Annotated in this window: 29 protein-coding genes and 2 rRNA genes (1 of these 31 only partly in view); 24 read left to right on the top strand and 7 right to left on the bottom strand. The window is 32.5% G+C overall.

Annotated elements, in window-relative coordinates:
- Nucleotides 1-147 (top strand): 23S ribosomal RNA (locus tag bsdE14_RS10760) (it extends 2761 nt beyond the left edge of the window).
- 115 nt (nucleotides 148-262) lie between these two features.
- A 5S ribosomal RNA gene (rrf, locus tag bsdE14_RS10765) occupies nucleotides 263-379 on the top strand.
- An 80-nt stretch (nucleotides 380-459) separates the two neighbouring features.
- Here the strand turns inward: rrf and bsdE14_RS10770 are convergent.
- The 3 genes from bsdE14_RS10770 to bsdE14_RS10780 form a co-directional block, all read right to left on the bottom strand.
- Nucleotides 460-1359 carry a GNAT family N-acetyltransferase gene (locus bsdE14_RS10770; protein WP_264849928.1) on the bottom strand — a complete coding sequence of 300 codons (900 nt, stop codon included), beginning with the start codon at nucleotides 1357-1359 and terminating at the stop codon, nucleotides 460-462.
- 195 nt (nucleotides 1360-1554) lie between these two features.
- Nucleotides 1555-1821 carry a CD3324 family protein gene (locus bsdE14_RS10775; protein ID WP_264849930.1) on the bottom strand — a complete coding sequence of 89 codons (267 nt, stop codon included), beginning with the start codon at nucleotides 1819-1821 and terminating at the stop codon, nucleotides 1555-1557.
- A 396-nt stretch (nucleotides 1822-2217) separates the two neighbouring features.
- The gene (locus tag bsdE14_RS10780) at nucleotides 2218-2685 is read right to left on the bottom strand and encodes a hypothetical protein (protein WP_264849931.1); all 468 of its coding nucleotides are present in this window, start codon (nucleotides 2683-2685) and stop codon (nucleotides 2218-2220) included.
- 328 nt (nucleotides 2686-3013) lie between these two features.
- On the opposite strand from bsdE14_RS10780, the gene bsdE14_RS10785 reads away from it, so the two are divergent.
- Entirely contained in the window at nucleotides 3014-4180 is a 1167-nt protein-coding gene (locus bsdE14_RS10785) for an iron-containing alcohol dehydrogenase (protein WP_264849933.1), read from the top strand.
- A 52-nt stretch (nucleotides 4181-4232) separates the two neighbouring features.
- Here the strand turns inward: bsdE14_RS10785 and bsdE14_RS10790 are convergent, their stop codons facing one another.
- Nucleotides 4233-5174: a magnesium transporter CorA family protein gene (locus bsdE14_RS10790; RefSeq protein WP_264849934.1), complete on the bottom strand. Its 942-nt coding sequence runs from the start codon at nucleotides 5172-5174 to the stop codon at nucleotides 4233-4235.
- 108 nt (nucleotides 5175-5282) lie between these two features.
- Nucleotides 5283-6464: a zinc-binding metallopeptidase family protein gene (locus bsdE14_RS10795; RefSeq protein ID WP_264849935.1), complete on the bottom strand. Its 1182-nt coding sequence runs from the start codon at nucleotides 6462-6464 to the stop codon at nucleotides 5283-5285.
- 263 nt (nucleotides 6465-6727) lie between these two features.
- Between bsdE14_RS10795 and bsdE14_RS10800 the strand changes: the two genes are divergently transcribed.
- From bsdE14_RS10800 to bsdE14_RS10840, 9 genes are all read left to right on the top strand, one after another.
- Nucleotides 6728-6940 (top strand): sigma factor G inhibitor Gin, encoded by a 213-nt coding sequence (locus bsdE14_RS10800; RefSeq protein WP_264849936.1) that lies wholly within the window; start codon nucleotides 6728-6730, stop codon nucleotides 6938-6940.
- On the top strand, nucleotides 6919-8349 hold the full coding sequence (locus bsdE14_RS10805) for an aminotransferase class I/II-fold pyridoxal phosphate-dependent enzyme (RefSeq protein ID WP_264849937.1): 1431 nt from the start codon (nucleotides 6919-6921) through the stop codon (nucleotides 8347-8349). Before bsdE14_RS10800 ends, bsdE14_RS10805 begins: the two co-directional genes overlap by 22 nt.
- A gap of 2 nt (nucleotides 8350-8351) precedes the next feature.
- Complete coding sequence (tmk, locus tag bsdE14_RS10810) at nucleotides 8352-8981, top strand: dTMP kinase (RefSeq protein WP_264849939.1); 630 nt, start codon at nucleotides 8352-8354, stop codon at nucleotides 8979-8981.
- 152 nt (nucleotides 8982-9133) lie between these two features.
- A complete protein-coding gene (gene darA, locus bsdE14_RS10815) occupies nucleotides 9134-9463 on the top strand; it encodes a cyclic di-AMP receptor DarA (RefSeq protein ID WP_264849940.1) in 330 nt (109 codons plus the stop codon).
- An 88-nt stretch (nucleotides 9464-9551) separates the two neighbouring features.
- Nucleotides 9552-10499, top strand: coding sequence for a DNA polymerase III subunit delta' (locus tag bsdE14_RS10820; protein WP_264849941.1), 948 nt, complete (start codon nucleotides 9552-9554; stop codon nucleotides 10497-10499).
- A 6-nt stretch (nucleotides 10500-10505) separates the two neighbouring features.
- Nucleotides 10506-11417 carry a PSP1 domain-containing protein gene (locus bsdE14_RS10825; protein WP_264849943.1) on the top strand — a complete coding sequence of 304 codons (912 nt, stop codon included), beginning with the start codon at nucleotides 10506-10508 and terminating at the stop codon, nucleotides 11415-11417.
- 14 nt (nucleotides 11418-11431) lie between these two features.
- Entirely contained in the window at nucleotides 11432-11635 is a 204-nt protein-coding gene (locus bsdE14_RS10830) for a heavy-metal-associated domain-containing protein (RefSeq protein WP_264849944.1), read from the top strand.
- Between the two features lie 141 nt (nucleotides 11636-11776).
- On the top strand, nucleotides 11777-11947 hold the full coding sequence (fdxA, locus tag bsdE14_RS10835) for a 4Fe-4S ferredoxin (RefSeq protein ID WP_264849945.1): 171 nt from the start codon (nucleotides 11777-11779) through the stop codon (nucleotides 11945-11947).
- 156 nt (nucleotides 11948-12103) lie between these two features.
- Nucleotides 12104-12658, top strand: coding sequence for a cob(I)yrinic acid a,c-diamide adenosyltransferase (locus bsdE14_RS10840; protein ID WP_264849946.1), 555 nt, complete (start codon nucleotides 12104-12106; stop codon nucleotides 12656-12658).
- 33 nt (nucleotides 12659-12691) lie between these two features.
- On the opposite strand, the gene bsdE14_RS10845 is transcribed toward bsdE14_RS10840, so the two are convergent.
- On the bottom strand, nucleotides 12692-12907 hold the full coding sequence (locus tag bsdE14_RS10845) for a hypothetical protein (RefSeq protein ID WP_264849947.1): 216 nt from the start codon (nucleotides 12905-12907) through the stop codon (nucleotides 12692-12694).
- 204 nt (nucleotides 12908-13111) lie between these two features.
- Between bsdE14_RS10845 and bsdE14_RS10850 the strand changes: the two genes are divergently transcribed.
- The 9 genes from bsdE14_RS10850 (at nucleotide 13112) to bsdE14_RS10890 (ending at nucleotide 19878) form a co-directional block, all read left to right on the top strand.
- Entirely contained in the window at nucleotides 13112-13714 is a 603-nt protein-coding gene (locus bsdE14_RS10850; protein ID WP_264849949.1) for an HAD family hydrolase, read from the top strand.
- Between the two features lie 214 nt (nucleotides 13715-13928).
- Entirely contained in the window at nucleotides 13929-14450 is a 522-nt protein-coding gene (locus bsdE14_RS10855) for a hypothetical protein (RefSeq protein ID WP_264849950.1), read from the top strand.
- A gap of 73 nt (nucleotides 14451-14523) precedes the next feature.
- Nucleotides 14524-14913 (top strand): hypothetical protein, encoded by a 390-nt coding sequence (locus bsdE14_RS10860; protein ID WP_264849951.1) that lies wholly within the window; start codon nucleotides 14524-14526, stop codon nucleotides 14911-14913.
- A gap of 152 nt (nucleotides 14914-15065) precedes the next feature.
- Nucleotides 15066-16361 carry an MFS transporter gene (locus bsdE14_RS10865; protein WP_264849952.1) on the top strand — a complete coding sequence of 432 codons (1296 nt, stop codon included), beginning with the start codon at nucleotides 15066-15068 and terminating at the stop codon, nucleotides 16359-16361.
- Between the two features lie 30 nt (nucleotides 16362-16391).
- Nucleotides 16392-16625 (top strand): DUF2164 domain-containing protein, encoded by a 234-nt coding sequence (locus tag bsdE14_RS10870; protein ID WP_264849953.1) that lies wholly within the window; start codon nucleotides 16392-16394, stop codon nucleotides 16623-16625.
- Between the two features lie 54 nt (nucleotides 16626-16679).
- Nucleotides 16680-18137 (top strand): helix-hairpin-helix domain-containing protein, encoded by a 1458-nt coding sequence (locus bsdE14_RS10875; RefSeq protein WP_264849954.1) that lies wholly within the window; start codon nucleotides 16680-16682, stop codon nucleotides 18135-18137.
- 171 nt (nucleotides 18138-18308) lie between these two features.
- Complete coding sequence (locus tag bsdE14_RS10880) at nucleotides 18309-18671, top strand: MazG nucleotide pyrophosphohydrolase domain-containing protein (protein WP_264849955.1); 363 nt, start codon at nucleotides 18309-18311, stop codon at nucleotides 18669-18671.
- A 22-nt stretch (nucleotides 18672-18693) separates the two neighbouring features.
- Complete coding sequence (locus bsdE14_RS10885) at nucleotides 18694-19512, top strand: GNAT family N-acetyltransferase (RefSeq protein WP_264849956.1); 819 nt, start codon at nucleotides 18694-18696, stop codon at nucleotides 19510-19512.
- 54 nt (nucleotides 19513-19566) lie between these two features.
- Nucleotides 19567-19878, top strand: a complete 312-nt coding sequence (locus bsdE14_RS10890; protein WP_264849957.1) for an MGMT family protein — start codon at nucleotides 19567-19569, stop codon at nucleotides 19876-19878.
- A gap of 34 nt (nucleotides 19879-19912) precedes the next feature.
- Here the strand turns inward: bsdE14_RS10890 and bsdE14_RS10895 are convergent, their stop codons facing one another.
- Nucleotides 19913-20089, bottom strand: coding sequence for a YjfB family protein (locus bsdE14_RS10895; RefSeq protein WP_264849958.1), 177 nt, complete (start codon nucleotides 20087-20089; stop codon nucleotides 19913-19915).
- A gap of 231 nt (nucleotides 20090-20320) precedes the next feature.
- Between bsdE14_RS10895 and bsdE14_RS10900 the strand changes: the two genes are divergently transcribed.
- From bsdE14_RS10900 to bsdE14_RS10910, 3 genes are all read left to right on the top strand, one after another.
- Nucleotides 20321-21469, top strand: coding sequence for an acyltransferase (locus bsdE14_RS10900; RefSeq protein ID WP_264849959.1), 1149 nt, complete (start codon nucleotides 20321-20323; stop codon nucleotides 21467-21469).
- A 48-nt stretch (nucleotides 21470-21517) separates the two neighbouring features.
- Nucleotides 21518-22012 carry a hypothetical protein gene (locus tag bsdE14_RS10905; protein WP_264849960.1) on the top strand — a complete coding sequence of 165 codons (495 nt, stop codon included), beginning with the start codon at nucleotides 21518-21520 and terminating at the stop codon, nucleotides 22010-22012.
- A gap of 143 nt (nucleotides 22013-22155) precedes the next feature.
- Entirely contained in the window at nucleotides 22156-22821 is a 666-nt protein-coding gene (locus bsdE14_RS10910) for an HNH endonuclease (protein WP_264849961.1), read from the top strand.
- Nucleotides 22822-22860 lie beyond the last annotated feature (39 nt).

The following is a 22860-nucleotide window of genomic DNA, read 5'->3' on the forward strand; positions in this document are numbered from 1 at the left end:
ATCTAAGCGTGAAGCCCACCTCAAGATAAGATTTCCCATAGCGTAAGCTAGTAAGACCCCTTGAAGAACACAAGGTTGATAGGTCAGGGGTGTAAGCGCAGTAATGTGTTTAGCTGACTGATACTAATAGGTCGAGGGCTTGACCAAATATTCTTAATCTGTTCAGTCTTGAGAGAATAGCATTCTCTTAAAGGAAACTCACTCAACAGAGTTGAGGAGTACTGATTAGTTAGCAAAATCGAAGATTTTGACTAATCATGTATCTGGTGGTAATGGCAAGAAGGTAACACCCGTTCCCATTCCGAACACGAAGGTTAAGCTTCTTAGCGCCGATGGTACTGCAGGGGAGGCCCTGTGGAAGAGTAGGACGCTGCCAGGTTAATAGAAAACACTAAGTTTAAATACTTAGTGTTTTTTTCTTATTTTTGCCTCCCCCTCGTACGACGGGGCAAAAAGGTTTTAACCATTTATTTTTTCTTTCCATAAAGTAAATGTTGAAAAAGGGCGTAATCCAATGCTATAGTAGAATTGCTTACGGGAGCCTACCAAAACCTTTTTTGCACCAAGCTCTCCCACACGCCTGATTCCTTCTAAAACTGCGGCCTTTCCGAGTCCCATCTTGCGGTAATCGGGATCGGTAGCCACAGGCTCAATTACTGCAAAGCCTGCATCTTTGTCATACCACATTCCACAATAAGAAACAAAGTTACCATCTGGTGCAACCACAGCCACCTTCAGGTTTAAGTCCACATTGGGCCGGAGCATCGCTTTTTTTGCTTCCTGTTCTTCTTCTTCAGAAAACTTTAGCTCTCCCTCACCATTAAGTTCATGATTGAATCCCCTATATAAAACGCGCCTGTATTGATATAAGTCAAAGGTTTCCTTCATGGTAGTAATGTGAAATCCCTCCGGTAAATCGTATGCTGTGGATGTTTTATCCAAATAAAAAAACGAATCGAATTCTTTTTCCTGTGTGGCAACAAAGCCAAGTCCGGCTGCAATATCCTGAAACTCCAAGTCAGAATCCCTTATAATGACGCCAAATTCCCCATCCTTTGCTAGATTGTCCTTCGCATACAGCAATATCTCTTTTTTCAAGTATGTATATTCCGGTAAAGTTAGGCAAAAGGCTTCTCCAAGCCTGGTATCAAAGGTCGCCACTCCCACGATTTTACCTTCATCTTCCCATAGGCCAATTCTGCCTACAGCAGATTTATCCAAATACCTATGGGTTGCCATCCAATCCCACCTAGTGTATTCAAATTCTGCATACCTAAGTTTTATAAAGAATGCCCTTACCTTATGGTAATCTTCTGTAATACCTGGTTGCTTTGTATAATTTCTAAATTGTACTGACATCTGTATACCCTCCACTATATATTTTTATATATCAACAATGGCAATGCTATTTATATAGCCCTGTACATTACCCTCTAATAATCAAATTTTATATCAAAGGTGCACTGAATTGAAGATAAAAAACATTTCTATATTATTTTTTACATAAAAAACTACCACTCATTTTTTATTAAAGAGTGGTAGTTTTAAAAATAACTATTCTTTGGCATATATTATTTTCTTAATACTATGCTCAGATAAAAAAAATTCTTCAGCTAAATCCTTAATCTTATAGCCACTTGCATATTTGCATCGAATATCCTTATTTCTATTTTGTATTAAAACTCGGGTTCCTGATTTTTCTCCCCACTTTTTTCGTGTTTCCAATTGTAATGGAATATATAAATATTCACCTTGGATATACTTTTGAATTTCTCTAACTAAATCACCTGGTAAAATCATTTCTGCTTTTACATATTTCACAAAGCTCAACTCCTTAAATTTATACTATAAATTTAAGAGGCAAAGCCTGCATATGTATGGTCTATTATTTTAAAGGCGACTACTTATTACCTCTGTGCAAATTGTCGCCACACGCCATACTTACCGGCTTTGCACAGAGTAAATCATGCATTCCAAGTGCTTCAAGTTCAAACCCCATATTATCACCCCTATTATCTTACTTCAATGCAAATTTTACTTAAATTATAAAGTTACTATCAATTATTGTCAATTCTCTAGCTTACGCCTCGTGTCGATTTATAAAGTCTCTGAAATGTGGCACATAATAAAAATCAATAAGCTAATGATTAACAAAAAAAGGAGGCCATAGGCCTCTTTTAAATTTCCTAATAGCTACTATTATGATAAAATATAGCTTTATTTTAAAAGATCTTTTAAAGTTTCAATGTGAGAGGATACATTTTTTATTGCTTTGGTTAAGGTTTGGTATGTTTTAGTATGTTCAGCATTTGTATTCTTCACTAGTCTGCCTTGTATGTTTACCAGCAAAGAATATAAATCTTTTTCTAGGTTCAGCGAGAACCTTAAAAAGTCCCTGATGTTATCAATTTCAGGTACATATAGTCTTGAACTAAATTCATTAATTAAAAAGGATATCTTATCATATATTACGAAATCAATCTCGTCACATTCCTCAGGTGTAATTTCCATCTTTAATTCTTTATAATATTTAATAGTTCTATCTACTTGCTTACCTAAAACAGTTGACATAATTTTTATAGATGGAATATCACAATTTTTTTGTCCTATTACTTCAAATATAGCTTTTCTTTTTGTACTCACATCAATGCCTTTATTAAGTATATCTATAATATTATATCCCATTGCTGCTACCACCTTATGTTATTTATTACTGCACTATAATATTCGGATGAAATTTAGAAAAAATTATCGTTTATTTTGAAATCACTGTATTTATTATGTATAAGTAGAAAGTTATCAACAATATATTGTGTATAATGTTGATAACTATACTATATATAGAATTAATGTTGATAACTTTAATACATATTAAAGTAATTGATCCATCATACTAATATAGTATTGATAAATTAATATAGAATGATACTATCTAGTAATATTAATTGTTATAAGCAAAGACAGAATAATTGATAATTATTCTTCACAGTATGAGTGGTACAGGAGGCTTTTTATGAATAACTTTATGTTCAAAAATCCTACTAAGCTGATTTTTGGAAGAGATACGGTGCAAAGAATAGGAGAGGAAGTTAAGGAAAGCGGAATAGATAAAGTGCTTTTGCTATATGGCAAGGGTTCTATATATAAAAATGGAATATACGAAGCAGCAGTTAAAGCTTTAAAGGAAAATGGTATAGAATTTAAAGAGCTTTCAGGAGTAAAAGCTAATCCAGAGCTATCTAAAGTACATGAGTGTATTGAGGTTTTGAAGAAGGAGAATTTACAAGGTATCATAGCCATAGGGGGAGGTAGTGTTATTGATACTGCTAAGGCTGCTGCTGCCGGAGCAAGGTACGAGAGTGACATTTGGCAGGTATTTGAAGGTAATGGAGAGATAAAAGAGGCTATCCCCATATTTACTGTGCTAACAATATCATCTGCGGGTTCAGAAATGAATTCTTGCTGTATTATGACTAATGAAGATGAAAATAAAAAGATGGCCTTTACTTCAGATTATATATATCCTAAAGTATCAATAGTTGACCCTGCCGCACAATTTACACTTTCAAAGGAACAGACTGTTAATGGAGCAATTGATGTTATGAGCCGTGTATTAGAATTATACTTTGAAGGAGTAAAAAACAGTGATGTAATGGATGAGGTTTTAGAGGGAATTTTGAGAACCATAATTAAGCATGTACAAGTTTTGATAAATGAGCCTGACAATTATAATTCACGTGCTGAGCTAGCGCTGTGTGCTGTACTACCCACTAATGGATATTACTCTATAGGAACAAAAGGGTGCCCTTTAGTATCACATCAGCTTGAACATCCATTAAGTATATTTTTTGATATTGCGCCGGGAGCAGGATTGTCCATTGTTTTTCCTAGTTGGATGAAGTATGTGTATAAGTACAACATTAAAAAGTTTGTTAGATTTGCAAATAAGATTTTTGGAATTGAGCAAGGCACAGAGGATGAAAGAGTGTTAAAAGCTATTGAGCTATTAAGAGACTTTTATAAGAGCTTAGGAGCGCCTGTAAGCTTAAAGGAAGCCGGGATTAGATATGAGGACTTAGCTAAGCTAGCAGCTAATGCGGCCGAACTAGGTAATGCCAGAACTATATGGGTATTAGGTAAAGAGGATATTCTTCAAATTTACAAGCTTTCTTATGAATAATATATAAAACTATAAAGCCTCCTGCAGTAAAACAATGCAGGAGGCTTTATAGTTAAAACATATCTTTTCGATTTAAAACAATAACAGCACCTAGGCATAATGAAGTTATTATACCTATGATAATCCAAAAGCCTTGTGGATTTTCTGCCAGTGGCACTATTACATTCATTCCAAATAGTCCGCTTACCATAGTAGGAATTGCCATAACTATGGTTATAGAAGCTAAGAACTTCATTACTATGTTTAAGTTATTTGAAATTACAGAGGCAAAGGCATCCATAGTGCCGCTTAAGATATTGCTATAGATATTAGCCATTTCAATTGCCTGCTTATTTTCTATTATTACATCCTCTAAGACGTCTTTATCCTCAGGATACTTTTGCATTATCTCCATCTTAAGCATCTTTTCTAGGGTAATTTCATTGGCTTTTAAAGATGTAGAGAAGTAAACCAGCGACTTTTCCAAGGATAAAAGCTGAATTAGCTCTTTATTTTTCAAGGACTTGTGCAATTTTCTTTCTATCATAACACTCTTTTTATCGATTTGTCTTAAATATAGAAGATAGTAGGTGGATATCTTAAATAATATTTGAAGAATAAATCTAGAACGTTTATAAGTAAAGAAAGATTTAACTTTACCTTCAGCAAAATCAGTGAGTATTTTGCTGTTTTTTAAGCAAACTGTAATTATTTCTTTTTCTGTATGAATTATTGCTAATGGATATGTATCATAGGTTAGTGAGTTTGCTTCCATTTCAGTAAAAGGAATATCTAGTACAAATAATACATTATTACCGTCCATATCTATACGGGAAGTTTCTTCTTCATCCATTGCAGCCCTTAAGAATTCAAGCGGTGCACCCGTTTTTTTCGACACTAAAAGCAGCTCTTGATCTGAAGGAGCTACAATATTAATCCAACAACCTGGCTCAATTGCTTCAAGTTTCTGCATTGGAGAACCTGTTTCATCAGAGTGCTTATAAATTGAAATCATAAAAAATCCTCCTTAGCCATAATGTAGAAAAAGCCAGCGCCGGCTTTTTCTCAACTAATTATATTATAGCTTAAAAGAGGATATTGTCTATATATGAAGTTAAATTATTTAGTCTTCACAAGGCATAATTGGAAGCTTGAAGCTCTCATAAAACTCAGTTTTAACCTCGCTTAATAAGGGTTCGTCTTCTACTAAATCAAGTCCAGTTATAGCTAGTGCTTCAGCAGCTATTAGGCAGTTATTAATTGCATATTCAGAAATAGTTGCTTTTGCAAACTCCGAAGACATATAAGGAATAGTTTTGTCTTCTACTATAGATATAAAAGGATGAATACAAGGAACTACTCTGCTTACTGTACCGAGACTAAGACCTGCTAGAGTATCCTTAGAATCATTTATATCAATTATACCGCATTCCTTTAAATTATGAGAAAAAATCCTAGATAGTGAATTATTAGTTATTAGTTCATCATAAGGAAGCTCATGCATAAACACATTTGCCTGCACTTCCATAATGCTGCTGGTGGCCTTTACTAGTTCGCGAAACTTTTTCTCTATTTCGCAGGCGATTTCCATCTTTGGAGCTCTTATATAAAAGCTGGATTCTGAATGCATAGGAGCGGTATAAGGAGAATTACTGCTTTGAACAAAGATTCCATCTATGGCGCAGTGCTTAGGAAAACCCTTAGTTAAAAGACTTAAGCCATTAAAGGTGAAAAGACTTGCCTCTTGTGCAGAATAGCTGCCTGATTTTGAAACAGGGTTTGGAGTTACATCATAAGTAATTTTTAGTGGCACAATTGCTCTCGATGTACCGCTTAAGGCAGTTTCAATATCAGGATGAGCCATTAGACATACATCTATATCTTTAAAGGTTCCCTGCTTAGCCATGGTAACCTTAGCCCCACTCTTAAATTCTCCAGGACAGCCTAATACTATTACAGTACCGCTTCCTAGCTTCTTAATTACCTTTGCTAATGAAAATGCTGCTCCTAAAGACATGGTTGAAATTAAATTATGGCCTGTAGTATGACCGTCTTTTCCGTGAGCATCATATTCACATAGATAGCAGATTTTAGGATGGCCGCTGCCATATTCAGCGTAGAAAGAAGTTTCTATATCAAGGTAGTGCTCAGTGACCTTAAAATCATGCTCTTTAAGCATCTTTACTATGTAATTGTAAGCTTTATGTTCTTTAAAGCTTTCTTCTGGATTTTCATATAGATATTTAGTAAGTTCTACTAGATCATCTTTAATTGTATGTAAATAGCTTATCATTTCTTGTTTCATAGCATTTTTCTCCTTTCAGTGGAAACACTAGGTAATCTATTTTGCTTATTCTCATTGGCAAGTTATCTGCTAAAGGTCATTTATAACTTTAAACATCTCTTTTTTCATAGTTTAAAGTTAGTTTACCCTAATAGATAAAAATATATTTTAATAAAGTTTAAATATTTAAGTGGACAAAATAAAAATCATGGATGACCTGAATAAAATATAGTATAAGAGGCAAAAATTTAGATAAAATAAAGCATGTGCTTGAGGGGGATATCATGAAAAAACAAGATTGTATAATATGTAGAAAGCCTCTAAAAGATGGTATAATGATTAATGGAAGAGGAATTTGCAGATCATGTGAAGAAAGACTGATAAATGCAGATGTTGATACGGATTTTTATGAGTATTACAAGGACTGCATTAAGAGGTCTATAACTCAGAATGCACTTAAGGGAGAGGAAATAACTTGTCAAAATTACCACTTGTAGAGGGAATTTTAAAATACGCTTACGAAAATAATATATCCTTTTGTATGCCAGGGCATAAAGGAGGATTAGGGTTTTTAGCTACTAGAGAAGGCAAAGAATTATATAATAACCTTATAAAGGGAGACATAACAGAAGTTGACGGAATGGATAATCTTCATAAGCCTGAAGGTATTATTAAGGAAGCAATGTCACTATTAAAGGACTTTTATGGCAGCAAAAAATCTTACTTTCTAGTAAATGGTAGTACTAGTGGAAACTTAGCTATGATTTTTGCTGCCTTCAATGAAGGTGATAAGGTTATAGTAGAAAGAAATTGCCACAGATCAATTTTTAATGGAATTGTGATGAGGAAGCTACAACCTGTTTACATAAAAAATGAAATAAATGAAAATTATAATGCTCCTCTTTCCATAGATTTGGAGCATTTTTTGTGCTTAATTGAAGAAAACAGGGATGCTAGGGGAATTATAATAACTTATCCAAACTATTATGGCATATGTACAGATTTAGAATTTATAATAGATAAGGCAAAACAGTATGGCATGAAGGTGCTAGTAGATGAGGCTCATGGAGCTCATTTTGGGGTGCATAGTGAGCTTCCAAAGTCTGCGTTAAGCCTTGGAGCAGATATGGTGGTTATGAGTGCTCATAAGACCTTGCCAAGCCTAACTCAGACGGCCTATCTCCATGTGGGTGAAAATATGGATATGGAGAAGGTAGACTTTTATGTTAGTGCCTTTTTAAGTACCAGTCCGTCCTATATGCTTATGGCTTCTATGGATTATGCCAGATTTTATTTGCAGGAGTATGGCAAGGAGGCATATGCGGGTTTACTTAAATTGTGCAGAAGGTATAGGGGAAAAATAAATAAGCTTTCACATTTTCATATTCTAGGGCCAGAGGATTTAGAAGGACAGACTATTGACGAGACTAGATATGTACTGAATGTGAAAAAGGGTTATTCAGCACATAAACTATTGGACTATTTAAAGACTAAAGGTATTCAAGGGGAAATGAGCGATGGCTATAATGTAATACTTATTTTTTCACCCTTTAATAGAGAAGAAGACTTTATAGCACTGTATGAGGCGCTTGAAGAGTGGATAGAAAAAGTTCCTAAGGAGAGTAAGGATAACTTTTACGCAAGCTTCTTTAATGATTTTCATACCTTAGAAAAAGAGCTTGCTCCTTATGAGGTAATGGAGAAAGAAAAGTGCTTAGTTAATTTAGAGGATAGTAAGGGAAAGATCAGCAAAAGTGCAATTGTCCCTTATCCGCCAGGGATTCCTCTTATTATGCCAGGGGAAGTTATAGATGAGAAGTCCATAAATGTGGTAAAATATTATTTAGATAACCATATAACTGTATTAGGTATTGAAGAACAAAAGCTTTGGATAGTGGAGGAATAGTTATGACAAAAGGACTTTTAATAACCTTTGAGGGGCCAGATGGTTCAGGTAAAAGTACTCAAATTGGACTTTTAAAGGAATACTTAACTAGCAAAGGTTACAATATATTGTGTACAAGAGAGCCTGGGGGAACAGAAATAAGCGAAAAAATAAGGGAAATAATATTAGATAATAAGAATAGCAACATGGCGGATATGTGTGAAGCGCTGCTCTATGCTGCATCAAGGGCTCAATTAGTCAATGAGGTGATAAAACCGGCTTTAGAAAAAGGAACTATGGTTATATGTGATAGATTTGTAGAATCTTCAATTATTTATCAAGGTATAGGAAGAGGCCTTGGGGTAGAGAGAATAAGAGGTATAAATGAAGCTGCTCTAGATGGACTTAAGGCAGATGTAACTTTTATGCTTACTATTCCTTATGATGAAGGCTTAAGAAGAAAAAGCAAGCAAAGGACTCTTGATAGGCTTGAAAATGGTGGAGATGATTTTCACAAGAGAGTTTTTGAAGGCTATAGAGAGCTTGCAGAAAGCAGAGACACAATAAAGGTTGTAGATGCAAACAGAGATATTGAATTAATACATAAGGATATTGCACATACTATAGAGGAGTTAATAGCCAATCATAAATAAAGTGCATATAATACTAATAAATAAATTAATATTAACAGAATATTGATGAAATTTTCACACAAAAAGCTTGCAAATAGATAGAAAAAAGTGTAAATTAAATATAAAAATATTACACAGTAACAGTGAGTATGTTACACATAAGGAGGGGTAATATGAAACTTATAATAGCGATTGTACAGGACGATGATGCTGGTGAACTTATAGATGTATTAACTGATGGCGGTTTTAGAGTTACTAAGCTCGCAACTACTGGCGGTTTTTTAAAGGCAGGAAATACAACTCTTATGATGGGGGTTGAAATTGAAAAAGTTGACAAGGTACTAGGAATAATTGAAGAGGTATGCAAAACTAGGGATCAAATAGTTACATCACCTTCACCTGTAGCAGGTTCTACTGGAGTTTATGTTCCATACCCTGTTGAAGTAGAAGTTGGAGGAGCAACTGTTTTTGTAGTTGATGTAGATAAATTCATTAAGATATGATAAAGTAAAACTATAGTATAAGTGGAACTCTGAAGGGAGGTACGCTTTAAGAGGATAAAAAGAAACAAGTCCTTGATAAGCTTTAGTTTTGAATTTTGATGAAATAATTGGTCACGATAATGTAAAAATGCAAATAAATAAATCCATAAATTCGGGCATGTTCTCACATGCCCATCTTGTCGTTGGAGAAAATGGCATAGGAAAGAGTATTTTAACAAGAGCAATTGCAATAAAGCTGCTTGGAAAAGAGCAGGATAAGGAATATGCAGATTTAATAGAATACAGAGTACAAAAGAATAAGCAGTCTATTGGTATAAAAGAAGTAACCGAAAAGATTATTGAAGAGATAAATAAAAAACCCTATGAAGGTGATAAAAAAGTAATTATTGTTTATCAAGCTGATAAGATGACTGTAGATGCACAAAATGCATTTCTAAAGACTATAGAAGAACCGCCTAAAGGGGTATTTATTATATTATTATGTGAGAATCTTGAGCTAATCTTAGACACAATAAAGTCAAGATGTCAGATACACAAGCTTCAGAGATTGAGTCTTGAGGAAATGAAGCTATACTTAAATAAGAAGTATCCAAGGCTAATGCCTGAAGAATTAAAGACAATAGTTGCCTTCAGTGATGGAATACCAGGGAGAGCAGAGAGTTTTATTGAAGATGAGGATTTTAAGCAGATAAGAAATAGCACCCTAGAGATACTTCTTAACATAAAGGAAAAGAAATGTTTGGATTTTTTGAAGTATTCAGATTTTCTTTTGCAGTATAAAAATGATTGGAAAGAAGTATTAACATGGTTTTTATCATATATCCGTGATACAATGATATATAAGGAAACAGGCAGGGAAGACTTAGTAATAAATGTGGATAAAGTTAACTCCATAAAAGACCTAGCCTCTATGTTTTCTTTTAATAAATTAAATGATATTATAGATATTATAAATGAAACAAGAAGAAGACTAGATCACAATGTAAATACGTCATTGGTATTTGAAAATATGTTGGTCAAGTTTCAGGAGGATTAGTTTTATATGATAAAAGTAGTAGGCGTTCGTTTTAAAAAGGCAGGTAAGATTTATTACTTTGATCCTGTGGATATAGATGTAAATAAAGGTGATAGTGTAATAGTAGAAACAGCAAGAGGAATTGAATTTGGCCAATGCGTTGTTGGGCCAAAGGAGATATCTGAAGAGGATATAGTATCACCATTAAAAACTGTTATAAGAAAAGCAACTGAGGAAGACATTGTAAGGCATGCAGAAAATCAGGTAAAGGAAAAAGAGGCCTATAATATTTGTGTTGAAAAAATACAACAGCACAAGCTAGTTATGAAGCTTATTGATGTGGAGTATACTTTCGATAATAATAAAGTTATTTTCTATTTCACTGCAGACGGAAGAGTTGATTTTAGAGAGCTTGTAAAGGATTTAGCCACAGTATTCAGAACTAGAATAGAGCTAAGACAAATAGGGGTGCGTGATGAATCAAAGATGGTAGGGGGGCTTGGTCCTTGCGGAAGACCACTTTGCTGCTCATCCTTCCTGGGAGATTTTGCTCCTGTTTCAATTAAAATGGCAAAGGAACAAAATTTATCGCTAAATCCAACAAAAATATCAGGTATCTGTGGAAGACTTATGTGCTGCTTAAACTATGAACAGGATACCTATGAGGATATCAGAAAGAGACTTCCTAGAGTGGGTTCTATTGTAGAAACACCATTTGGCAATGGAGAAGTAGTAGCTAATAGCGTAGTTAAAGAGTTAGTGAAGGTGAAAATTAGATCCAAAGATGGAGAGGAAGTATTAAGAGAAGTATCGATTAATGAGATTACTTTAGTTTCCGGAAATTATGAGGGTATAATTGAAGAAAATGAAATTAAGATTGAAATAGAAGATGCAGATGTAGATATGAATGAAATAAAGGAACTTTTTAAGGAGAACTAAGGGGGATACTACTTATGAAGTCAGTAATTAAAGTAGGGAACATGAGAACTATACAGGATGTTGGCGTTATAAGAAATGCCATAGCCAATAATGAAGGCGTTTTAGCTTGTCAAGTAAATAAGGAGAAGCAGGAAGTGGACGTTGTGTATGATACCTACTTTGTGACATTAGAGGATTTAATAGCATCTCTAGAGGATATGGGATATACAGTGTTATAATTATTTAATAAAAAATTGCATACTTCAATTGCTGGAAAATCATATTGGGTATAGACAGATTAAAAATGTATTGAAAATATAATGAAAAGTGGTAAAATGTAATTGGACAACCTATGTCAAAAATTTTAGGAGGTGTTTTATATGGCATATAAAATAACTGATTCTTGCGTTAGCTGTGGAGCATGTGCTTCAGAATGTCCTGTTAGCTGCATAAGCCAAGGAGACAGCATATTTGTTATAGATGCAGATAGCTGCATCGATTGCGGAAACTGTGCTAATGTTTGCCCAGTAGGAGCACCAGTTCAAGAATAATTGAACGAAAAGACCACCTAAAAGGTGGTCTTTTTTTATACCTTAAGAAGCTGCTTATATCTATAAAAGTGATAAAAAGCTGATGATAAGAATTAAATATTGGAGTAGAATATTAGTATAGGAAATATATATTGTTTTATGAAAGAGGGGTTTGTTATGGATAAGATATATACTAAAACAGGTGATAAAGGAACAACTTCAAATTTACTTGGAAAGACTCTTTCTAAAGCTGACGAAGATATTAATCTTAATGGCGGTGTTGATGAAATAAACAGTTATGTGGGCTATTTGAGAAGTAAAATAGGAAAAGTGGGCTATAAGGAAGAGGATTTAAAATATATAGATGGTGTTTTGAGAGAAATACAGTATCACCTATATCTAATTGGAGTAGAAATATCTACAGAGTTTTCCGAGGAGCATATAACCAGCGATGAGGTAAAGTTTCTAGAGGCTAATATAGATAAATTTACAGATAGTACAGAGCAAATGAAATCCTTTATCTATTATTCTGGCAGTGAAGCCTGCACACTTGCACATGTTATAAGAACTACAACTAGAAGAATTGAGAGAGATTTTGTGAGAACTTTTCATGGCAGACAATATCCAGTTTGTTATCAATATATCAATAGATTATCAGATTTTTTCTTTTCTCTAGCTAGATATTTTAATGGATTAGAGAATATACCAGATGAGCCAATAACCATAAGATAGTAGTAAAGCTCCTGCTTTGCAGGAGCTTTACTATTACTTGTGCATTTCTTCATGTATTGCTAGAAATGCTGGTATGAAGGTTGTAAGAAGTATGAAAGTAAGGAGAAAACTTGATATATTAATGTTTTGGACGTTAACTAAAAGTTGGTTTATAAAGTATAAGCTAGATATAATCCAAATAGCAATATAGGAAGTTAATACTAGAAGCATAGTCTGTATGATATCATAAAAGCTTAAAGGATTTTTCATAATATCACTACCTTTCAAAAATTATATCTTTATATTTATAGCTTATGACTTTTTTGTTATAGAGCAATTATGGAATTGTTAAGGTATGGTTAATATGTAATTTTGTTAATAAAATTGCTTTGTGCTCACAAGAATATATTGTTTTGGGTTTATCTTTGAATTAATTAAAAAAACTTAAGTTAAGAGGTAAAAAGGAGGATTATTGTGATAAAAAATGTAGTATTTGATATTGGAAATGTGTTAATAAATTTTAAGCCTTTTGAGTTTCTAAGAGAGAGATTTGCAGATGAAGCTGTAGTTCAAGCTGTTTACAGTACCATATTTGAGAGTAAGGAATGGCCCGAACTAGATAGAGGTACAATCACTGAAGAACAGGCTACTGAAAATTTTTGCAGGTATTGTTCTGAATATGAAGAGGAAATTAGGAAAGTTATGAGAGAATGGCATTCAATGCTGACTCCAATTGAGGCTACAGTTGATATTTTTAAGGAGCTTAAACAGAAGGGCTACAAGATATATGTATTATCTAATTATCATATGAAGGCCTTTGAGAGTACATATAATAATAATGAGTTTTTTAAACTAGCTGATGGCATGGTGGTTTCACATAGAATAAATATGCTTAAGCCAGAGCCTGAAATTTATGATTTTCTTCTTAAGGAATATAGCTTAAATGCACAGGAAACTTTATTTATAGATGATACTCTAGCTAATGTTGAAGGAGCAAACAAGGCAGGTATAGAAACAATATTCTTTAAAAGTGCTGAAGCACTAAGAGAAAAGCTAAAAGGCCTAAAGCTGTTATAAAGGATAAAATGATAAAGCTATGAGTATTACGACATGAAAAGTGACAGTTAAAATTAGTTTATGTACAATTTAACCAAGTTGTATTTTCACATTAGTCCTTAGAAGGTATAATTTTACATATAAGATGATAGTAAACTATTTATCTAATAGATGTTTACTATCAATAGTTTACCTAGAATCAATTATTAAAATAATTATTAAGAGGTGGATTTTTGTGAAAAAGGCAGTAGCTTTTACAGTAGTATTATCATTTATACTTCTTGTATTTACATCATGCAAAAGCCAAGGTGGAGAAAAAGTTCTTAGAGATTTTATTACAGAATTTTATACTGTGGATCAAAGTGACTATGATTTTTATGAGAAAGCGATAAAAGGTGCTAATGAGTCTGAAGTTGCAGAATTTGATAAGGCTTATGAAACAGAAAATAAGAAATTTAAGCCATACCTCACTGATAATTCATATGTAGCGTTCGTTAATGATAGGTTATCAGTTGCCAGGATAAAAAACTTTTATGCAAAAGGTAATTTAGCAGAAGTTAAAGACATAAAGATAAGCAAGTCATCAGAAAATGAAAAAGAAAAAACAATAACTTATAACTTTGAGCTGCAGCTTAAGGAGAAAAATAAAGATACTAAGAAAGAAGAAACCACTAAAAAAAGCGGAACAATTACAGTTATAAATGAGAATGACACTTATAAGATAGTGGATGCAATTCCCATAAATTGGACGGAATAGGAAGTTAATAAATAACGTTATAGTGCATGATTATAGCAAGTACAGATAATTATATAAATGCAGGGGGTATATTATGTTTAAATTAAATTTGAAAGATGAGGATATTGTAATGAAAATTACAGCTACAAGGTCTGTAACCGCAAAGGATGTTGTGGCTAACCTTGTAGGAAATTTAATAACCAGAGCTGGTGGAGATATAGCTGATGTAGTTCACTTGATACTAACTAAGGATTCCATTTACTTGGAGTACATTGGGCATGTATCATTAGGATATGCAGAGGAGACAAGAGACCTTGATAGAATATATTTGGAAGAAATAAAGGAATTTGCTGTAGTTCCCAGCGGAAATGAAGAATTAATAAAAATCACTACTGGAAATAAAGAACTTTCTTTTAGCAGAGACAACTCTAAAAAAGATGACTTAGCTGTTACTATGGCTAAAGTAATTGAAGATATTAAATAATATAGGTTTATTTTAAAATACTCAAAGGAACCAACAGGTTCCTTTTTTGTTATACTAATTTTCAGCAATAAAAGGAAGGTTTTATAAAAGTGATGAAAATAATTTACATATTTGTTATAATAAACATGTATTGATTTTTGGGGGTTATTTTTATGAAAATGGCATCATTACTTAAAAAGAACTTTTTTCTTTTAATGCTAGGTAAATTAGTTTCATTAATAGGAACGCAAATGCAAAACTTTGCACTTTCGCTGTATGTACTTAGGATTACAGGTTCGGCTACAAAATTTGCTTCGGTTTTAGCTGTAACATTAATTCCACAGCTAATTTTAGGACCTTTTGCAGGGGTATTTGTAGATTGGTTTGATAGAAAGAAGATAATTGTCTATTTAGACCTAGCAGCAGGACTGTTAGTTGGAGGTTATGCTGTACTATATATGGTAAACGGAGGGCTATCCCTTAGCAGCATATATGTTTTAGCAATAGCGCTATCCATTATTTTTTTGATATTCCAGCCAGCTATAACTACTGTAATACCTTCTATAGTAGAGAAGGATGAATTAGTAGATGCTAATGGAGTTAATTCTTTTATCATGAGCATTGGTAATTTAGCAGCACCAGCTCTTGCAGGAGTTCTATTTGGTTTCTATGGACTTTCTATAATACTTATTATAAATGCTATTAGTTTTATATTTTCATCTATCTGCGAGATGTTTTTAAGTATACCTAAAAATAATAGGATGCCAGAAAAGGTGGATGCTAAGGTATTTATAAAGGATTTTGGTGAGGGAATTAAATTTGTAAAAGCTAATAAGCTTATACTTAACATTATGATTATGGCTCTAATAGTAAACTTTTTTGCAGATCCTGTATTTTCAATAGGGTCTACCTATATATCGAAGCAGATAATTAAGATTTCCGATTTGCAGTATGGAACTATGGAATCTATTATAGTAATAGCACTTATTATTGCACCTTTTTTCAGCAGTATAGTTTCAAGAAAAATGAGTATGTGTAAAATTATAGTTGTAAATTTAATTATGTCTGGTATATTTATATTAATATTGGCTATTATACCATCACCATTTTACTTGAACATGTTTAAAGGTAATACAGTACCATACATCAGTATGATAGTAGTCTTTTTTATAATTGTGCTTATCACTACTATACTAAATATAGGGCTCGGAGCTTTTTTTCAACAGCAAGTGCCTATATCAATGATGGGAAGAGTGAGCACTCTAATGAGCACTATATGTATGGCGGCTATGCCTCTAGCACGTATGATATTTGGAGTTTTATTTGATAAAATACCTGCTTATACTTGTATAGCTATCTGTGGGGCTGCACTAGTAATATCAATGCTTCTATTAAAGAATGGCTTATATGAAGCCGAAAATACACAAGAAACTTTAATTAAAGTTCAAGAAGAAATTGAAACTATTTAAATATAAGTGTTTTTAATGAAAGGATAAAATATGAAGGGTAAAGATAAGTTTAAAATAACTAAGGAAAAAAGAGATGAAATGATTGCTTCAATAAAAGCCTATTATTTAGATGAAAGAGAAGAAGAAATAGGTGATCTTGCAGCTTCTATGATGTTAAACTTTATAATTGAAGAGCTTGCCCCTGAATTTTATAATCAGGGCGTTTATGATGCGTACAAATACATGAATGACAGAGTAGAAGATTTATTAGGCATTCAAAAGTAAAGCATGGAGATATCCATGCTTTTTGCATAATTTTATTTAATTAGAGGTAGTAAAATGGATTATGTATTTAAAAATCAGAGGGAAAAAATCAGTATAGTTAAGGGTAAAGGGTATTATAACAATGTGCCTTTTGGAGATGAAATATCAGAAAGGAGTCTGTTTTATGATGAGATTATAAGAGAGTTAAGCTTTGATTTTAATCAGTGCATAATTAGGCTTAATCAATGTTCTAGAAATTTTATTAAAGATACAGACGGGTGCAATGTTCTATATTTATCCGATACAGATGGTGGATATCCAAGAAAGGGAGTAGCAGTAAAAACAAATAATGAGATTAAAGAATATCCTAACCTTAGATATGTAGACCTTATGATAAATGAGAAAAATATAAAACAAGGGAAGCTGAGTATTTTTTCTCATGAAATTGGACATGTAATGATGGAAAATATATGGCCAAACTTTCCTGTGGGTAATTCAGTAAAACCTCATGCAAGTATGGCGGTAACAGATTACTTTTTAGCATTTTATGAGGGTTTTGGAGAACATTTTCAAAGGCTTGTTTACGATAATGTAGATTATTATAATAAGCTGCAAAGGGAGCAGGAAGGCTTTAGAGATGATATAACAAAGCTTTGGCATAGTAAAATAGATAAAGATTTGAGATTAAATGCTGTACTAAATAATCAGTATATACATAAAAATCTGTTGCCTAGCCTAGACACATCCAGTATGGAGCTTCAAGAGTTAATTGTGCTGGAACATTTATCACCAATATTTGATAAGATTAAACTAAAAAATGCACAGGAGATGCTTTCCTGCGAAGGTGTTATAGCTACACTTTTTTATAGGATAAATACAAATAAGGATATACAATATAATTATGCTTGCAGAGACTTTTATAATAACTTTTTAATTGATAAAATTCCTGAGGATACGGATATTAGAGATATATTTAATCCTTTTGAGAATGTTATCCTTAAAAATTTTTATGTGTGGAGTAAATTGAAGGGCAAAATTAATGATGATAGCATTATTTTTATAGATTTTATAGAAGAATGGCTTAAGTGCTTTCCAGAGGATAGAGAAGAGCTAATAAAAATATTCATTTCTACTACAATAGGTAAAACTATTACAAATAAACTGGCAAAACTCTATGAAGAAGCAGCTTATTATGGTTTAATTGGTGATATGAAGAACTATCTAGAGTGCTGCAATAGCTATAATGCTTTTTTAGATAGCTTATGTGAACAAGCTATAGAAGGGAAGATAAATCTAAGGCAAAATATAGGTGATGAGTTTTGGATTACAAATAAAGATTTTAAAATGAAGCCTTGGATGTATATAGAGGAGGAGTTTCCTTTAAGGGTGAATGTTAATACAGCTTCTATATACGAGCTGTGTACCTTTAAGCAAATTCCCTATAATTTAGCTGTGCAGCTTGTGAAGAAGAGGGATGAGCAGGGACATTTAAATAGGGATGAGATTATAAACATAATAGGTAAGGAAATATAATATTAAGATAAGGTGGGGTTTTATATGTTAAATGAAGGATTAAACACTGGTGGTATGACGGCTTTTGTGGTATTAGGAATTGTTGCAGGCTTTGCTGTAGTTGGGATAGTTAGAGCAATATTAAATAATAAGAAGAAATAAGATTAAATATTTAAGCAAAAGAGGGTTAATATGGATACCAAAGATTTAAAAATATCAGAGCTTATGGACATGTCTTATAAGCTTTGGGAGAAAAATAAGGACAAATGGTCACCTATGGAGCCTGAGTATGGTAGAGATTTTATTTTATACATGATTGAAGAAGTTGGAGAGGCTATTGCAATTATTAAGAAAAAGGGCGAAGAGGAGATTATGAAGGACAGCACAACTAGAGAAAGGTTTGTTGAAGAACTTGGTGATGTGCTTATGTATTTTATTGATGTATTAAATAGGTTCAATGTTTCTGCAGAGGAGTTTTCTTCTATTTACATGAAGAAGTTTAATAAAAATATGGAGAGGAACTATTCAGAGCAGTATAAAAACCTGTTTAAATAATTATCTGGGGGCTAAAGGGGTTATGGAGAGAATACTGAAAAAAGGGACTGAGTATAAGTATAATTCAATGGAATATACTGATGCTGAAGATTTGGAAGGCGCAAGCTTAATTATTAATACGGAAGATTACATATTTGTTTTGAAAGAGCTTGAAGATAAAAACAGGCTATACTGGGCGGCAAGAAGCAAGCAGGATTTCTTAATGGGGATATCCATACTTTGGGACAAAATAGGCAAAGATAATAAAAGAAAGCCTATTTATATGGAATTCATTCCTGAAGAGTTTATAAGTGAATTAGAAGCTCTGGGCTTTAAAATGCATAGTGAGTTTTTAGATTTTTGGAAGCTCCATTTAGAAGTAGAAAATGACTCAAAACAGTTTTTATATAAGATTAGGCCTATAACAGGGGATGAATACAGTGCAGCAAGTAAAATAACCAAAGCCTGCAAGGACTTGTCTAGAGGGTTTAGAGGTGAAACAGAGGACTTTGTTAAGGAATGGAGTGAAGCTGAGAATTCAATAGTTTTAGCTGCAGAGGATAATGAAGGGCTTATTGGAGTTTGCTTTTTAAAACTCTATGGATTTGAAAGTGAAAGGGGTACTGTGCTTTGGCTTAGAGAACTTGCTGTAGATCCAAAATATCATTCAAAAGGTATTGGAGGAGCGCTTGTTAGGGCGGCTATAGCCTGGGGAATAGAAAAGGGTGCAAAAAGAAGCTTCCTGGCTTGCGATACTGAAAACTACAATGCAATAAAGCTCTATGAAAGCTATGGATATAAGAAAAGGGCTGGCAGAGGTCAGATTAATATGATAGAGAAGTTAGGCGGCGGAGTAAGCTAAATAGATGCAGGTATTTTAATGAAAAACTTAGGCTAAAGAGAGGATAGATGCTCATTGAATCAATTTTTTTCTGAAGTATATAAAATTGTAGCAAAAATACCTAAGGGAAAAGTAGCTACTTATGGACAAATAGCTATGATGCTTGGAAGTCCTAGAGGAGCAAGGACTGTAGGTTGGGCTATGAGAGCAGCTCCAAGGGAGCTTAAATTACCATGTCATAGAGTGGTAAACAGACTTGGTGAGTTAAGTCCAGATTATGTATTTGGAGCTTCAGAATTGCAGAGGGCTATGCTCCAAGATGAAGGGGTTAAGTTTAAAAAGGATGGACGAATAGACCTAGAAAAGTGTTTATGGGATGGAAAGTAAAAAATCTGCCTTGGAGTAATCCAGGGCAGATTTTTTATACTCTTATATCCAAAGTTGCGCCAAGGTTAGGATTTGCACTCATCTCCATCATTTTGATTAGAGCTATAGAGTTGTCCTCAGAAACATCCATTACCTTTTTGGTAAGGGCTATTTCCACTTGTTGACCAAGATTTGATTGGGACATTGTCATTGATGATAATGCTATATCCATCTTACCAACTCCTTTTAATGTCATATGAAGTATATCGTGGAAGTAAAATAAAACTTAATAATAAAACGCAAAAATCAATACAAGGAGTATTGTATATATTCTAATTTAATTTTACTTATTTCATGTATAGGAAAGCGAACACGTTACAATTGAATAAATTTTAAGGGTGTGTTATAATTTCCAATGTGTCTCGTAATATGGGAAAATTTACATATGAAGGAGCGAATTTTATTGACAGACGAAAAAAGATTAAGAGAAGTCGATATTTTAAGAGCATTAGCTTTTATATTTGTAGTTGTTCAGCATGGCATGGGTGGATTATCATATAGTAACAAAATAGGAATTGTAGATAAAGTAAGTTTAAGGCTTTTTTATATGGTGGGAAAGCCAGCAGTTCCAATATTTCTATTTATAAGCGGGCTTTCACTCAGTTATGTTTATTGTAAAAAATTAAATTTGAAAAATTATTATATTAAGAGAATAAAATATGTAATTATACCATATTTAATATGGTCAGCAATTAATATGTACAAGCTTGGTAATGAAGATAGATTTGCTCAGTTCTTTATGCAGTCAGCTGCAGGAAATGGTGCTTTTCATCTATGGTATATGGGTGGAATTATAAGATTATATATTTTCTTCCCAATAATATTGTATATATCAAAAAAAGTACATTCTATGAATAAAGGTGCTAGAATTGCTATATTCTCAACTATACTTATTTTATATTATTATATATCAAAGTATCAGAATTTAATTTCTGATAAAATATCTTTATTTATTTTTAGAACTCCAAGTGATTTGCAGCACAGAATAGTAAATATATCTATGCTATTTTGGATACTGTACTTTATCCTTGGGATATACGCTGCTTTAAATTATGAATATGTAAAAGAAAAGCTTTTGAAATGTAAAGTGATTATTTATATAGCATATTTCATTTTCCTTGTCTATGCACTTTTAAATGAGTTTGAAGTAATTCCTTTTAATAGAGCTCTATCTATTGCATATACAACTTCTTCAATAATGTTTTTTTATGTAATTTCCTGTCAGGTAGTAAATAAATATAAAGTATATAAATGTATGAGATTTATAAGTGATTATTCATTTGCCTCATATATGGCTCATGTTATTGTCTTAAGCAAAGTAGCTAATTATGTAAATGCATGGAGTGTTAATATACCTAATTTTTTATATGCAAGCATAATAACTATTGTAACGGTAGTTCTTACAACATTTATTATATGTATAATTAGCTATATACCATATACCAGTGCTATTACAGGAATAAAAGGTAATAATGCTAAAATGAAAAAAATGTTTGGATATCTTAGAACATATGGTAAACATAGTGAATATAATATAAATAACGAAAATTAAGGGGGCATTTTTACGAAAAAAAAGTTATCTATAATCTTTATAGCAGCCATGTTTATATTGGGGATATTTGCTGGCTGCGGCAAAACTGAAGATGAGCAGATAAAAGATACTATAGAAGGGTACGTTAAGACCTATTACAGCATTGATAAGGATGATTATAAATTCTATGAGTATATTACGAGTGGTGTGAAAACAGATAAGCAATCGGATTATATTAAGATTCAGAAGGCTGAGAAACTAATGAAAGAAAACACAAAAAAGCTTAAGCCTTATTTAACTGAAAGAACTTACTTAGATATTAGTACCACTTTAACCTCAAGTGGTAGAATTCAAATTGCTTACGATAAGAAAGTATATGTAACTGCTAAAGGCACAAATATTAGCAAATATACTGAGGATAAAGAACAGAATATGGTTGTTTATTATGTTGATATTGAACTTATTGAAAGGCCAGTAAATGGCGGTGAAGAAAAGACAGTTAAAAGGACAGAACAGATAAAGTTATTTAAGGAAAAGGGTTCTTACAAAGTAGGTTGGTTATAAATAAAAGGAACAGCTAAAAGTATAATTTATTATATATATGGCAATAATTTCATTGCCATATATTTTTATGTAAAGATAAATATTCTTGTATAATAGTATTATTTATTCTCATACTCTGTTATACTTAGTCTTATGGTTTAAAAATGAAAGAGGTGTTCTTTATTAATACGAATTACAAAAATACAGAAAACAAATATGAAGTTAAAGAAAATATTGCTTTAATCTCATTACTAAAAAAAGATGGTTCAGAACTTACTGCTAAAATAGATGCTGCTGATATAGAAAAAGTAAAAAGCGCTGGAACTTGGTTTGCGGAATGGAATAAAGATTTTAATAATTATATTGTTCAAAATATAAGTTCAACTAAAAGAAATAAGCAAGGTAAACCACTAAAGCAGAGTCTTCAAAGTGTAATCTTAGATACAAATCCTAAAGCTCCTATTAGACATATAAATGGAGATACTTTGGATAATAGAAGATGCAACTTAGAAATTGTGCAAAGAAACACTAAAAATCATTATAAAATTATAGATCAATATACGGTTGCTATTATTTTAGAAGATAAAAATGGTAGAGCTATCTCTAAAGCTTTAATATCTAAGGAAGATTTAGATGATGTAATTACTGATGAATATAGTTGGGTAGAATATAAAAACCAAGGTAACATATTAGTTGTAGCCAATACTCCTGGTGGAAGGGTTTACTTAGACGAGGTAATTATGAATCCTGAGGAAGGTGAGAGTATTCATCATATCAACCTTAATCCTTTGGATAATAGAAGAAGCAACTTGGAAATTGTAAGACCTTAGGATTTTCAGCCAATGTTAGGCTAAAACTTAACAAAATAA

Source organism: Clostridium omnivorum (assembly GCF_026012015.1).
GTDB classification, from domain to species: Bacteria; Bacillota; Clostridia; order Clostridiales; family Clostridiaceae; genus Clostridium_AX; species Clostridium_AX omnivorum.